This is a genomic window from Asanoa ishikariensis (assembly GCF_900107455.1).
In the GTDB taxonomy this organism is placed as follows: domain Bacteria; phylum Actinomycetota; class Actinomycetes; order Mycobacteriales; family Micromonosporaceae; genus Asanoa; species Asanoa ishikariensis.
In genome coordinates, this window is record NZ_FNQB01000003.1 from 1,440,827 (window position 1) to 1,454,989 (window position 14,163).

Here is a 14,163-nt window from a genome sequence, read left to right on the forward strand (position 1 = left end):
GGCTCGGGGGCATGGGGGACCATGACCCGGTGACGACGTTCGATGAGGCCGTGCGGCTCGTCCGCGCCGGGTCGGTGACCGCCGACTCGGCCGCCGACGGGCTGCTCGCGCGGATGAACGATCGAGAACTGTGCTGGTTGCTCGACGGCGACCTGCCCGTCCGGGCCGCGGTCCGCCTGCCGGCCCGGATCAAGGCCGGCCCGGTCACCGCCGGCGCGGTCCCCCGGCTGGGGATCCCCGGCATCCGGTTCAGCGACGGCCCGCGCGGGGTCGTGATGGGGCGGTCGACCGCGTTCCCCGTCACCATGGCCCGGGCCGCCACCTGGGACCCTGCTCTGGAGGAGCGGGTCGGGCTGGCGATGGGGCTGGAGGCGCGGGCCCGGGGCGCCAACTACTCGGGGGCCGTCTGCGTCAACCTGCTGCGACATCCGGCGTGGGGCCGGGCGCAGGAGTGCTACGGCGAGGACCCGGTGCTGACCGGGCGGATGGGCGCCGGGCTGACCCGCGGGCTGCGCCGCAACGTGATGGCATGCGTGAAGCACTTCGCGCTCAACTCGATGGAGAACGCGCGGTTCACGGTCGACGTGGAGGTCGACGAGCACGCGCTGCACGAGGTCTACCTGCCGCACTTCAAGGCCGTCGTCGACGCCGGCGCCGAGTCGGTGATGAGCGCGTACAACTCGGTCAACGGCGCGTTCGCCGACCAGAACGCGGTGCTGCTCACCGACATCCTGCGCGGCGAGTGGGGGTTCACCGGCTTCGTCACCAGCGACTGGGTGTGGGGCACGCACGACGCGGTCGACAGCCTGACGGCCGGCCTCGACATCGAGATGCCGCTGCGCATGCACCGGGCCCGCTCGCTGCGCATAGGCAGCGTGCCACGGTCGGTGGTGGTGCGGTCGGCACACCGGATCCTGCGCACGACCCTGCTGCATTACGCCGGGCGTACGGTCGACGAGCCTTCACCTGATGTGGTCGCCTCGCCGGCGCACCGTTCACTGGCGCACGAGGTCGCCGTGCGGGGCGCCGTGCTGCTGCGGAACGCACCCGTGTCCGGCGCTGCCGTGCTGCCGCTGCCGTCCTCGTCGCGGGTGGCCGTGGTGGGCCGGCTCGCTGCCGCGCCGAACCTCGGTGACCGCGGCTCCTCGATGGTCGACCCGCCGTCGACGTCGTCACCGCTGTCCGGGCTGCGCACGGTGTTCCCGGACGCGTCCTATGTGGATGGCCTCGACCTGGCCGCCGCGGCGCGGGCCGCCGGGGCCGCCGACGTCGCCGTGGTCGTCGTCGGGATGGGTCCCACGGACGAGGGCGAGCGGATCACCAACGACGACCCGGCGAGCCTGGCGTTCCTCGGCTTCCCGTTCACCCTGCGGCCGGTGCAGCGGCTGGCCTCCTGGCTGGCCCGGCGGGTCACCCGGTTCGGGCCGGGCGGCGACCGTACCCGGCTGACCCTGCACCCGCACGACGAAGGGCTGATCGCCGCGGTGACGGACGCCAACCCACGGACCGTGGTGGTGGTGATCGGCGGCAGCGCGATCATCATGGAGGCCTGGCGGTCGCGGGTGGCCGCGATCCTGCTGGCCTGGTACCCGGGCATGGAGGGCGGCCGGGCCATCGCCGACATCCTCACCGGGGCGGCCGAGCCCGGCGGACGGTTGCCGGTGGCCATCCCCCGCGACGCGGCGCACCTGCCGTTCTTCGACGCGTCGGCCCGCCGCATCCGGTACGACGCCTGGTGGGGTCAGCGCAAGCTCGATCGCGACGGGCACCGCGCCGCGTACCCCTTCGGTTTCGGTCTGGGCTACAGCACTTTCACGATGACGTTGGTCGGCGGCCGCCGGGTGCGGGTCACCAACACCGGCGACCGGGCCGGTTCGACGGTCGCGCAGGTCTACGCGTTCGACGCGGACGCGGACCGGCCGGTGCCCGTGCTGGTCGGCTTCGCGCGGGTCGCCCTGGACGCGGGTGCTACTGCCGAGGTGGACGTGGACCTCGACCTGACCCCGACCCGGCAGCGCGACCCGGCGACCCGCACGTGGTCGCAGCGCCCGGGCCGGTGGCAGGTCGTCGCCGCCGCACACCATCCGGACGTCCTGGACGGCGCCCTGGACCTGGTCAGTCCCACCAGTTGAAGAGCAGCTCGCCGAGCGTGGCCGGCTGCCAGAACGCGATCTGGTCGCGCTCACCGCGATCAAGTGTGGACAGATCCAGCCGGTTCACCCGTGTGCCGAGGGTCTTGCGATCCAGCAGCCGCCACGGAGCTGACAGGTGCAATGCGCCCGCCAGTCTCGGTTCGGACCGGAAGGTGAGCGAGCCATCCGGTGGTTGCACCAGCGCCAGCCACGGCAGCAGCTCGTGACAGACCACACCGACGCGGTCATCGCCGGTCCGGACCATCAGCAGGTGGAAATTCGGCGTGACGCCCGCGGCCTCGAACCCCTCGACTTTGCCACCGACCTCGAGCACCGCCGCATGAACCACCGTGCGGAAGGCCAGCACATCGGTGGACTTCGGCGAGCCCGCAGCCGCGTCCCAGAAGCCGGTCGCACCTCGCGGAAGCGAGATCACCAGCTCCAGCGCCCCAACCGGAACGGGTAACGAACGATGACCGAACCCGCGGCGCTGCTGCCACTGATCACCAGGTGCGGCGCCGTCCCACCCGGCTCAGGAAACGACGGAACCCGGCAGAACGCCGTGCCGGCGGTGGTGGTGAGCCGGTCGAGGTCGGCGGTCGCGCCCGGCGGCAGCACGATGACCGTGTTGCCGGCCTGGGTCGCCAGCTCGATCTCGACGACCCGCTGGCTGAGCACGGCGTGCCGGAAGTCGAGCTTGACCATGCCCGCCTTACTCCGCACCACCAACTTGCGCGGCACGGCCCAGCGCCCACCCCGCCGGATCTGCCCGGCATGGCTGCGCAACTCGACGACGATCTCGGTGCCCGTGACGGCCGGGACGGCCCCGCCCGGCAGGTCGGCGACGAACGGCTCGACCTCACCGTAGGTGCGCGCCTTCAACACCCCGTCGACCCGCTCCTCAAACTCGGCCATCGTCAACCGGCCCTCGGACACCGCCGTGTTGAGCCGCGCGACCACGCCTTCCCGGTCGGCGTCCGACATCCGGATGTCGCGCTGCTCGGCACTCACCTGGATGACTTTACGGCGCCGAAGCCACGCCGAACAGCGGTCGCGGGCCGCTCCAGCAGGCGAACGGACGTCGATCTGTCGCCTTTCGGTGGCCGCGAGCCTCGATCGTGGCACGTACGCTGTCGACTGCGGGCTCGGGACGGAGGGCCGATGTCGAGTTCGGGTTGGCGTGCCGCGGCGGCCGGGGTCTCGGTCGCTCTCGGAGCCGGCGTGGGCGTGGTGACCAACGTCGTCACCGAGAGCTGGGACGTTGGGCTCCTGGTCGGCCTGATCGCACTCGTGGTCGCCGCCGTCGTCCTCCAGGTGCTGGTGTCGTTGCTCGCCGACCGGGAAGGCGGGCCGGCCGGCGGCACCATCCAGCTACGGGCGGCCGCGAAGGGGCAATCGAAGATCATGCAGGCCGGACGCGACATCGTCGTCCCGCCCGGCCACACCCGCCCCGATGTGGCCGATGACCAGCGTTGAGGTCGGGGAGAGCGGCACCACACGGGAGCTCAAGGCGGTCGCCCGCGGATCAGGAACGATCCTGCAAGCGGGCCGCGACGTCATCACGGGCACCGTCTTCAACGGCGGCTTCGCGCGGCTGCGGGACGTGTGGCTCGACCCGGCGCCCGTGTTCGACGAGGTCCAACTCGACCGCTTCGCCGGCCGGGAATGGTTGATCTCCAAAGTAGACGAGTTCGTCGAACGGCACGACCACGGCTTCGTCGTCATCCAAGGGCCGGCCGGCGTCGGCAAGACCGCGGTCGCCGCGTGGCTCGCCGCACGGCGCGGATGGCCCTGCCACTTCACCCGCCGCGCCAAGGGCCGGTCGGCGGCGACCGCCCTGCGCAACCTGTCCGCGCAGATCATCGCCGCGTACGAGTTGTCCGAGCAGTTCGCCCCCGGCGGCGGCCTGCCCGACACCTCGGCCGAGCCGGGCTGGTTCGAGCAGGTCCTCCGGGCCGGCGGGGAGCGGGCGGCCATGGCCGGACAGCGCCTCGTGATCGTCGTCGACGGGCTGGACGAGGCCGAGACGTTCGAGGGCGACCTCCCGTTGGGTCTGCCCGCCCGCCTCCCCCGCAACGTGGTCGTCGTGGCCACCTGCCGCACCGGCAGCGCCCTGCCCGGCCTGCGGCTGCCGTGGCAGGTCACCACCATCAAGCTCGCCGACCGGCGCAACCTCGAAGACATGCGGCGCTTTCTGGACCAGTCGGTGCGCACCGATACACAGATCGCGGACCGGCTGGCGGCGGCCGGCCTCGACCCGGAGGTGTTCATCGCCCGCCTCCTGGAGCGCTGCGGCGGGGTGTGGGTCTATCTGCGGTACGTCCTCGACGAGGTCCGCTTCGGACTGCGCTCCCCCGACGACCTGGCGGCCCTGCCCGCCGACCTGTCCGGCTACTACTCGCAGGCGCTGTTCCCCGCGGGCGCCGAGGACTCGGTCCGGTCGCGGGTCCTGGCCACCCTGGCCGCGGTCGCCGAGCCCCTCCCCGCACCACTGCTGGCCGACCTCTGCCGGCTCGGCGACGCCGCCGATGTCGAGACGCTGTGCGAAGGGCCGTTCCGGCCGTTCCTCACGGTCGCGAACGACGCCTCAGGCGACGCCCGCTACGGGATCTACCACCTGAGCCTGCGGGACTACCTGCACGGGGCCGCGACCGGGCCGATGCTGGCCGCCGACCGGCACCGCAGCGACCGGCTCGGCCGCGCGACTGCCGCCGCCCACGGCGACATCGCCGACGTCTACCTCACGCTGTTCGGCGGACTGGCCGACGGTCTGCCGCTGCTCGCCGCCAACCTGGACCTGATCGACGTCCACGGTGGATACGCCCGGCGCAACCTCGCCTTCCATCTCGAGCGGGCCGGCCGCGAAGCCGACCTGCACCGGTTGCTGGCCGTCGAGACCGGGGCGGGCGGCTCCTGTCTCTGGTACGTGGCCCTCGACCACGTGAACGCGAACGCCGACTTCGGCACCGACCTCGGCCGGGCTCGGGCGCTCGTCGGCCAGCGGGTCGACGCGGACCTGCGAGCGGGGCGGCCGTCGCCGCTGGCCGGGCTCGACCTGCGCTACGCGATCATCGCGGCGGCGACGTACTCGTTGACAGTCGCCATCCCGTTCGGGCTGGTCGCCGCGCTGGTCCGGCACAGCCTGTGGACCCCCGACCGGGCGCTCGCCGAAACGGCCCGCCTGCGGCGGTCCCGCAATCGTGTCTACCAGGCAACGCTGCTGCTGCCCGTGCTGACCGGGGAGCCGCGGGCCAAGGCGGTCGCGCTCGCGCTGGCATCCGCGCGATCCGACGAGTACGCGGCCGATCGCGCCCAGTCGCTCACCGAGCTCCTCGAGAGCCTCGACGATCTCGAAGACCGAGAGGCGCTCGTCACGGAGGCGATGGACACCGCGACCTCACTCGACCCGAGCATGCGGGCAGGAGCCATCGTCCGGCTGGCGCCGATGCTGTCGGCCGCGCGCCTGCGGGCCGCTGTCCAGATCGCCCTCGCGCTCGACGATCCTCGTGATCGACACTGGTTGTTGACCACGCTGGCCGCGCACGTCCCCGAGGACGAGCTGCCCCACCTCGTAAAGGCCGTCGATGGCATCCCGGAGGATTCTCTCAAGACAGAGTTGATCGAGGCGGTCGCCGAGCGGTCAGTGCCCGCCACGTTGCCGGACCTGCTCGGCGCCGCTCGCGCCATCTCGACCAGCGACGATCGCGGAATGGCGTTGCTGAGCATCGCCGCGGGGCTGGGTGCCGACGTCCGGGACGAGTCGCTGGCAGACGTTCGGGCAACGGTCGACCCGATCCACCGCAGCGCGGCTCTCGCGGTGTCCGCCAGCTCGCCCCAGCACGCCGACGTGCGAGCCGACCTGGTGCGCGAGGCGGCCGCGACCGCGCTCAGCTGCGAGTCCGAGGTGGACGCGCTGGGCTCGCTCGTCAACGTCATCCGCCTGGCCAGGGGGTCGAACGCCGAGGACATGCTGACGGACTGTCTGGAACGTCTGGCGACATCGGAGGTGAAGGCCGAGTTCGTCAGCATGCTGACGACCGTCGACAATCCACCGGTCGAGGCGCTCCTCGGGCTCGTCGACCGGATCGTCGACGAGCGCCGCCGGGCAGACGCGTTGTCGGCGCTCGGGTCGGTCGCGACGGGCGCGCCCGCCAAGACCATCGTGGAACTGGCCGCCAGGCTGCCCGACGCGATGCGACGCGCCGAGGTGCTGGCGGAGCTTGCCGCCCAGGCCGATGCGGAGCTCGCCGAGTTGCTGCTCGCTGAGGCCTCCCGGCTGCCGGACGCGTACCTGCGGGGACACGTGGTCCACAACCTGGCCGACCGGCTGAGTGCGGCACAGGCCGGTGTCGCGCTGTCGATGGTCCAGTCCATCACCGACGAACGTGGCCTGGCTCAGTTCCTGGCCGCCGCGGCACGCACGGCGACGGCGGAGACCCGCGAGGCCTTGTTGGCGGAAGCGATCGCGGAGGCCGACCGGATCACGTTCCACCAGAACCGCGCCATGGCGTTGGTGGACATCCTGGAGGCCGGCGGCCCACCGGCTCCCGCCGCCCTCGTCGACGACCTGTTCGAGCTGACCTCGCGGTTCCTCCCGGACACGCTGAACACGTTGTGCCTCGAGCGCACCCGGCCCTGGCTCACCACGGAGCAGTGGTCGACCGCTTTCGACGTGGCCCGCACCGCCGCACAGAGACCAGGCCACTCACCCGACCAGGCGGCCTGGGCGTTGTACCACCTGGCCGCGCTCTGCCCGCCGACGCACGCTCCCGAGTTGCTGCGTGAGGCCGCCGCCAGGGCCCGTGACATGCGGTCAGGTACGTACCAGTCCCTGTTCCTCATGTTGATCGCGGCGCGGCTGCCCGACGAAGAAGGCCGGCCGCTCCTTCGTGAGGCCATGGACACCGTCGCCCGGGCCGGCGACGGCGCACCCCCACTGGAACGGTTCGCGTCCCTGCTGGTCCGGGCCGTTCCGGAGACGATCTTCGTCAGATGCCTGGCCGCCGGCCACACGCTCCTGCGTCCCGATGCCGACCCTGCTCTGTTGGGGCAGCTTCTGCATCTCCTGCCGGCCTCGGTGGCGCAACTGGGCGTCGACGCCCTGGCGGGCGTCGCGACGCCGGGCGAGCGCGGCCTGATCTTCGCGAACTCAGCCCTTCTCCTGCGTGAGCCCGCACGCGAAGCCGCCATCAGGCACACCCTGGCCGATCCCGGCTTCTCGCAGGGACGGTGGCAACTGGTCAGCCGGGCACAGGAGCGTGCGGCGGGACACCTCGACGCGTACGCGTTCACTGTGCTCCGGCGCTGCCTCGACGACGTAGACCTCGACGACTGCCTTTTCATCCTGTCGGGAGCGACGGACCTGGTCCGCGCCTGCGGAGGCGACGCTGCGATCAGCCAGTGCGTCGAAGCCGCCCGCACCGTGCGCCAATGGTGGCCCCGCCTGACGGACCCGCCCCGCCAGCAGTAGACCGGCTGTCCGACGCCACCGCCGGCCGCGACCAACGGTACGGACGATGCGTCACGCCGCGCGCGGTACCAACAATGGACGGATGCTTCCGGTCACGCCGCAGGACAGTGTCCACCGGTTCGCCCGCTCGCTCGAAGTGCCGCAACGGTTGACGCAGCTCCATCCACGCACACCCGGCAACGCCGGCAACTTCAACGCGTTGCCGCCGGCCGTGGTGCTCGGCGTCATCTCGGCCTTCGAGGGATTTGTCGAGGACTTCCTCGCCACCGCCCTGCATCTGCGCGGCTACGGACTGGGCCAGATCGCCAAACGGGTGTCGACGAGCAACCCGACCGTGGCGGACTTCCAACGCAAATGCTCTGCCGAGTTTCCGACCGTCCCGCCACGGATCGCCGACGCCCCGCCGGTGCGGGTATGGAACATCCCCACCGTCAGCGGGCGACCGGCCACCGAGACCATCGACTGGGACGAGATGGTGCGACGGGCCGACGGGTGGATGCAGGTGCGGCACTGCCTGACCCACGGTCTGGTCTCGGGCTGGCGCAGCGAGGTCTGGCCGGGGCCACTGCGCGGCGCCACCTCGGCGAGCAGCGTGCTGCGCGCCCGGCCGGGCGGCCGACACGCGATCGGCCTGATCGGCGCCATCTCCTGTGCCCGGATCCACCTGCACGGCGCGCGGGTGATCGCCGACGCCGTCGCGGCAGAACTGGGCGCTCTCCTGGACTGGACCGCACTGCCGGACTTCCCGCTGCTGCGCGCCGCCGGTGGCAGCGCCGATCGCTGACTACGCGCGCGGATCGTTTCGCGCGGCGACCAACGCGAGCTCCCGCTCCACGTCCGGCGCGGGCTCCGGCTCGGGCCGGCGGCGGAAGGTCCACCAGCGATAGAGCACGTAGTTGAAGACCAGGTTGGTGCCGCCGGCGATGATCCGGGCCGGGACCAGCCCGATCCCGAGCGCGCCGAGCACGGTCACGCCGGCCACCGTGAGCACGTAGTCGCCGAGCACCTGCGGCGCGAACCGGGCCAACTGCCCGCGCACCCCGTCGCCGGAGGCGTGGAAGGCGAAGGTGCGGTTGAGGGCGAAGTTCAGCGCGTAGGTGGCCCAGAACGCGATGCTCACCGTCGCCGCGGGCGGCAGTGGCGTGACCGCGTCGAGCACGGCCAGCAACGTCAGATCGAAGGCGAAACCGACGCCGGCGAGGCCGAGAAAACGGATGACGGAATGGCGGTACGCGAGCCGCAAGATCCGCGAAGCCCGACTCACGCCGCACACCCTAGCCCCGAAACCTGAACAGCCCGGTCCGGGGTCACGGTCCGAGCCCAACGCCGATCTCAGCGGGGTGGGGCCGTCACCGGGATCAGCCGGGCGGCCAGGCGCGGATCATTGCCGTAGCATTCGTCGCCGGCGATCCGTCGATCGATGCGGCAGCCCGCGCTTGAACTTCGATGGTCAGACAAGGACGGCTCGGTGAGTGACACTCCGGATCTCGGTCCCGCGCCGCAACGAGTTGCGGTGCACGCGGAACAGGTGCGTCGGCTTGTCGCCGAGCAGTTTCCCGAGTGGGCCGACCTCCCGGTTGAGCCGGTAGCCAACGGCGGCTGGGACAACTGGACCTTTCACCTCGGCTCCGCATTGCTGGTACGGCTGCCCAGCGCTGCCGAGTACGCCTTGGCCGTCGAGAAGGAACATCGGTGGCTCCCGACGCTCGCCGCTCGGCTGCCGTTGCCCATCCCCACCCCACTGGCCAAAGGCAAGCCCGGCGCGGGCTATCCCCATCCGTGGTCGATCTATCGGTGGCTCGACGGCGAACGTGCGAACGTGGACCGCGTCGCCGACCCGGTGCGATTCGCGCTCGACCTGGCAGAGTTCCTGGCGGCCCTGCAGAGCGTCGACGCCGCTGACGGTCCGCAGCCGGGGATCCACAACTGGTTCCGAGGCGGCACCCTGCGCACCTACGGCGGGAAAGTCGACCGTGCGCTCGCGGGGTTGGACGGCCAGGTGGACTCCGAGCTGGCGCGGGAGATCTGGGCGAGCGCACTCGACGCCCGCTGGGACGGTGTGGACCGCTGGTTCCACGGTGACGTCGCCGAGGGAAACCTGCTGCTCGATGACGGGCGGTTGGCGGCCGTCATCGACTTCGGGACCTGCGGCGTCGGCGACCCGGCCTGCGATCTGGCGATCGCCTGGACCTTGCTGACCACCGACGGCCGACGGGCCTTCCGCAAGCGGCTCTCGGTGGACGACGCGACGTGGGCACGCGGGCGCGGCTGGGCCCTCTGGAAGACGCTCTCTACCTACTCCTACAGCTTCCAGGATCCCGAGGACGCGGAGGACTTCGCGAGCGCGCGGCGAATTCTCGGCGAGATCTTCACTGAGTACACGGCCAGCGTCGCCACTAGGCGCTGACCGTAACTGGATCTCCGTTCACGGTTCGAGACGCAGCGCCGCGGGGACCTCGTGCGCGACGGCCACGCTGGACACCGTTGCCCGGCCGATGTGGTTGTCCGGGATCAGGAACGAGTCCGCGATCGGTGCGAGCACGCCGATCTGGTGCCGCACGTGCCGCGGGTCCGGTCGAGTGGGAGGCTCGATTTCGCAGACAAGATCGAAGGGCATACTCGGCAGCGACGGTCAGCGGCGCGGGTCGACGTGGATCTTCGGCGCTGCGCCCCAGGCCGGCGGGCGGCCTCCGGCGAGCACGTCGGCCGCCTCGGCCAGTCCGACCGTCGCCGCGACCAGCGGGCGGGGGTCGACGGTGCCGGTCGCGTACAGCTCGATCGTCCCCGACAGACCCCCGGACGCGCTGAGTACGCCGACAGCCGTCACGTCCTTCAGGACAAGATCACGGGAGTCGACCAGCGACGGCGCCTCCGCCAGCCCGATGTAGACGACCCGGCCCCCCGGCTCGACCCGGCGCACCGCGAAGCCCGGCAGATCGGCCGCGTTCGTCGCGTCGACCACCGCGTCGAAGGCCAGGTCGTCCGGCAGATCGGTGAGACGCCAGGTGTGCGCGAAGCCGAGCCCCCGCGCGAACGCCAGCGAAGGCTCGTCGCGCCCGAGCAGGTGCACCTCCGCACCCCTGGCGGCGGCGATCTGGGCGGCGAGCAGGCCGATCGTCCCCGGCCCGAGGACCAGCAGCCGGCTGGTCGGGGTCAGGGCCGCGGCCTCGACCACCCGCAGCGCGTTGCCGCCCGGCTCGACCAGGGCGCCGAGCGTGGCGTCGACCGAGTCCGGCAGCGGGTGCAGCGCACGGACCGGGACCGGTAGCTGCTCGGCGAGCGCGCCCGGCCAACCGCCCCGGATGCCGATCTCGAAGCGGTCCGCGCACAGGTGCTGGCGGCCGCTCAGGCACCGCAGGCAGTTGCCGCAACCCAGCATGGTGTCGCCGGTGACCCGGCGGCCGAGCCAGGCGTTGTCGACCTCGGCGCCGACCGCAGACACCACGCCGCACCACTCGTGACCGATTCTGATCGGGTACGCGGCGTCGCCGCTGTGCAGGTAGGCCATGTGGCCCGAGTAGAACTCGGCGTCGGTGCCGCACACGCCGGCCCGCTCCACATCGACGATGACCTCGCCGATCCGGGGCACCGGCGGGGCCACGTCCCGCACCTCCGCCCGGCCCGGCCCGACGACGACGAAAGCCCGCACCGCCACCCCCTGCCACCCGATCAGGCGAATCTTGATAATGGGCAGTATGCCTGCCCCTCTCCGCTCCGACGCGTGGTATGCCGGCCAGGACCGCAACTCCTACATCCACCGGGCCTGGATGCGCCGTGGCGCACCCGACTCGGCGTTCGAGGGTCGGCCCCAGATCGCCATCGCCAACACCGCCTCTGACCTCACGCCCTGCAACATGCACCTCACCGAGGTGGCCCGCAGCGTCGCCAACGGCATCTGGGAGGCGGGCGGCGTACCCCTGGAACTGCCCGTCGTCTCCCTCGGCGAGACGCAGGTCCGGCCGACCGCGATGCTCTGGCGCAACATGGCCGCGATGGCCATCGAGGAGATGATCCGGGCCAACCCGATCGACGGGGTCGTGCTGCTCGGCGGCTGCGACAAGACCATCCCCTCGCTGCTGATGGGCGCCGCCTCGGTCGATCTGCCGGCGCTGGTGGTCCCTGGCGGCCCGATGCTCACCGGCACGTTCCGCGGTGTGCCGCTCGGCTGCGGCACCGACGTCTGGCGGCTCTCCGAGGAGGTCCGCGCCGGCACGCTGTCCAACCGTGACTTCCAGGCGTCGCAGTCGGCGATGATCCGGAGCAAGGGCCACTGCAACACGATGGGTACGGCCTCGACGATGGGCCTGCTCGCCGAGGTGCTGGGCACGACGCTGCCCGGCACGGCCGGGCTGCCCGCCCCGGACAGCCGCCTTGCGGCCCAGGCCCACGAGTCGGGCCGGCTCGCGGTCGAGATGGTCCGCGAAGGCCGGCGACCGAGTCAGATCATCACGAAGGCAAGCTTCCACAACGCGATCGTGGCGCTGGGCGCGCTGGGCGGCTCGACCAACGCGGTCGTGCACCTGCTCGCGATCGCCGGGCGCCTCGGTGTGCCGCTGACCCTCGACGAGATCGACCGCGCCGGGCACGGCATCCCGCTGCTGGTCGACCTGCAACCGGCCGGGCGGCACCTGATGGAGGACTTCCACCGGGCCGGCGGGCTGACCGCCGTGCTACGGGAGATCTCCGACCTTCTCGATCTTGACGCGCTGACCGTCACCGGGCGTCCGCTCGGCGAGTACCTGTCGGACGCGACGATCCACGACACCGAGGTGATCAGGCCGCGCAGTGACCCGATGATGGCCGACGCCGGCATCGCCGTGCTCCGCGGCGACCTGGCACCGGACGGCGCGATCATCAAACCGGCGGCGGCGACGGCAGCCCTGTTGCAGCACCGCGGCCGGGCCGTGGTCTTCGACTCGGTCGAGGACCTGCACCACCGGATCGACGACCCGGCGCTCGACGTGGACGCCGACTCGGTGCTGGTGCTGCGCGGCTGCGGGCCGCGGGGCTACCCGGGCATGCCCGAGGTGGCCAACCTGCCGCTGCCGCGCAAGCTGCTGCAGCAGGGCGTCCGCGACATGGTGCGGGTCTGCGACGGGCGGATGAGCGGCACCGCGTACGGGACAGTCGTGCTCCACGTCGCCCCCGAGGGCGCGGCCGGCGGCCCGCTGGCGAAGGTGCGCGACGGCGACCCGATCGTGCTCGACGTCGAGGGGCGCCGGATCGACGTCGACGTGCCGGCCGCCGAGTTCGCGGCCCGCGAACCCGCGCCGGCGATGGTCGCCGCACTGGCCCGACCGACCCGGGGTTGGGAAAAGCTCTACGTCGATACGGTCCGCGGCGCGGAAACTGGCGCGGATTTGGACTTTCTCGTCGGGGGAAGTGGCGACCGTGTGGCCCGTGACTCGCATTGATGACACGCGGCTACTGGGCTGTCGCTTTGTGCACCACTTGCGACCAGATCTCCCTTGGGTATGCTCGTGCGCGGTTTGACGGAGGGAAACAACGAGAATGACCGCCGCGCGACGACGCTGGCTCGCAACTGTCCTGGCCCTGGTCGCCGCTGCCACGGTCGCCGTGCTGCCACCCGGTGCCGGTTACGCGGCGCCCAAACCGTCGCCGACGCCGGCCGCGCCTAGGGAGAAGGCCGTTCCGCTGCTCGGTGACGTGCTCGAGTCGACCGGCCGGCAGTACGCCAAGGCCAAGGCGGTCCTCGACAAGTCCCGGCAGCGCCAGCTCAAGCTCGGCCTGCAGCTCCAAGCCGCCGAGGCGAAGGTCAAGGACCTCCAGCCGCAGGTGAGCGAGTTCGCGACCGAGACGTACCGGACCGGCAGGCTCACCCCGATGGTCGCGATGCTCAATGCGTCGGACCAGGGCGGCTTCCTGGAGAAGGCCACGGTGCTGGAGCGGCTCAACCAGTACAACTCGAGCAAGCTGAACGAGCTCGTCACGGCCGAGGAGCAGGTCGCCGGGGCCAAGGCCGCGATCGACGCCGAGGTGGCCGCCCAGAAGGCCGCGGCGAATTCGATGGCCAAGCAGAAGGCCGCCGCCGAGCGCGAGCTCGACAAGGTCGGCGACCTGGCCGTCGGGGTGGGTCTGGACCCCACCAACGTGGTGGCGACCTCGCCCAAGGCCCGCCCGGCACCGCGCTCGGCCGACGGTGGCTGGCCGGACGAGTCCTGCAGCGTGCAGGACGACACCACCAGCGGCTGCGTCACGCCGCGCACGATGCACGCGTACAAAGAGGTGAAGCGCGCCGGGTTCAACCGGTTCGTCGGTTGCTTCCGGTCCGGTGGGCCCTTCGAGCATCCGAAGGGCCGCGCCTGCGACTGGTCGTTGCTCAAGAGCGGATTCGCGCGGGCCGCCAACAGCGACCAGGAGAGGTACGGGAACAACCTGGCGGCGTTCCTGATCAGAAACGCCGACGCGCTCGGGATCCTCTACGTGATCTGGTACAAACGCATCTGGTTCCCCGCTACCGGGTGGAAGTCCTACAGCGGTGAGAGCGACCATACGGACCACGTACACATGTCAATGCTTTGACGCTTTGAAATAGGGCTG

The 14,163-nt window shown here is 71.7% G+C and carries 12 protein-coding genes; 7 read left to right on the plus strand and 5 right to left on the minus strand.

Annotated elements, in window-relative coordinates; all coding sequences use genetic code 11:
• Positions 1-29: 29 nt before the first annotated feature.
• Positions 30-2,132, plus strand: a complete 2,103-nt coding sequence (locus tag BLV39_RS30560) for a beta-glucosidase (RefSeq protein ID WP_204082563.1) — start codon at positions 30-32, stop codon at positions 2,130-2,132.
• Here the strand turns inward: BLV39_RS30560 and BLV39_RS30565 are convergent.
• Both BLV39_RS30565 and BLV39_RS30570 read right to left on the minus strand, forming a co-directional pair.
• Complete coding sequence (locus BLV39_RS30565) at positions 2,116-2,568, minus strand: hypothetical protein (RefSeq protein WP_090800103.1); 453 nt, start codon at positions 2,566-2,568, stop codon at positions 2,116-2,118. The genes BLV39_RS30560 and BLV39_RS30565 overlap by 17 nt on opposite strands.
• A complete protein-coding gene (locus tag BLV39_RS30570) occupies positions 2,565-3,143 on the minus strand; it encodes a DUF1707 SHOCT-like domain-containing protein (RefSeq protein ID WP_090800104.1) in 579 nt (192 codons plus the stop codon). The genes BLV39_RS30565 and BLV39_RS30570 overlap by 4 nt, the downstream gene beginning before the upstream one ends.
• Before the next feature lie 150 nt (positions 3,144-3,293).
• Here BLV39_RS30570 and BLV39_RS30575 point away from each other — a divergent pair, with 150 nt between their 5' ends.
• From BLV39_RS30575 to BLV39_RS30585, 3 genes are all read left to right on the plus strand, one after another.
• Positions 3,294-3,608 carry a hypothetical protein gene (locus BLV39_RS30575; RefSeq protein WP_090800105.1) on the plus strand — a complete coding sequence of 105 codons (315 nt, stop codon included), beginning with the start codon at positions 3,294-3,296 and terminating at the stop codon, positions 3,606-3,608.
• Positions 3,595-7,602 carry an AAA family ATPase gene (locus tag BLV39_RS30580; RefSeq protein WP_090800106.1) on the plus strand — a complete coding sequence of 1,336 codons (4,008 nt, stop codon included), beginning with the start codon at positions 3,595-3,597 and terminating at the stop codon, positions 7,600-7,602. Before BLV39_RS30575 ends, BLV39_RS30580 begins: the two co-directional genes overlap by 14 nt.
• A gap of 82 nt (positions 7,603-7,684) precedes the next feature.
• A complete protein-coding gene (locus BLV39_RS30585; protein WP_090800107.1) occupies positions 7,685-8,386 on the plus strand; it encodes a hypothetical protein in 702 nt (233 codons plus the stop codon).
• On the opposite strand, the gene BLV39_RS30590 is transcribed toward BLV39_RS30585, so the two are convergent.
• Complete coding sequence (locus BLV39_RS30590) at positions 8,387-8,866, minus strand: GtrA family protein (protein ID WP_176985152.1); 480 nt, start codon at positions 8,864-8,866, stop codon at positions 8,387-8,389.
• Positions 8,867-9,022: 156 nt separating this feature from the next.
• Here BLV39_RS30590 and BLV39_RS30595 point away from each other — a divergent pair, with 156 nt between their 5' ends.
• Positions 9,023-10,009, plus strand: a complete 987-nt coding sequence (locus tag BLV39_RS30595; RefSeq protein ID WP_090800109.1) for an aminoglycoside phosphotransferase family protein — start codon at positions 9,023-9,025, stop codon at positions 10,007-10,009.
• Between the two features lie 18 nt (positions 10,010-10,027).
• Here the strand turns inward: BLV39_RS30595 and BLV39_RS44860 are convergent, their stop codons facing one another.
• Together BLV39_RS44860 and BLV39_RS30605 are read right to left on the minus strand one after the other, a co-directional pair.
• Positions 10,028-10,162 (minus strand): hypothetical protein, encoded by a 135-nt coding sequence (locus BLV39_RS44860; RefSeq protein ID WP_275414210.1) that lies wholly within the window; start codon positions 10,160-10,162, stop codon positions 10,028-10,030.
• 72 nt (positions 10,163-10,234) lie between these two features.
• A complete protein-coding gene (locus BLV39_RS30605) occupies positions 10,235-11,251 on the minus strand; it encodes a zinc-dependent alcohol dehydrogenase (protein WP_090800110.1) in 1,017 nt (338 codons plus the stop codon).
• Positions 11,252-11,297: 46 nt separating this feature from the next.
• On the opposite strand from BLV39_RS30605, the gene BLV39_RS30610 reads away from it, so the two are divergent.
• Positions 11,298-13,016: an IlvD/Edd family dehydratase gene (locus BLV39_RS30610; RefSeq protein WP_090800831.1), complete on the plus strand. Its 1,719-nt coding sequence runs from the start codon at positions 11,298-11,300 to the stop codon at positions 13,014-13,016.
• Between the two features lie 97 nt (positions 13,017-13,113).
• A complete protein-coding gene (locus tag BLV39_RS30615) occupies positions 13,114-14,145 on the plus strand; it encodes a coiled-coil domain-containing protein (protein ID WP_090800111.1) in 1,032 nt (343 codons plus the stop codon).
• Positions 14,146-14,163: the final 18 nt, after the last annotated feature.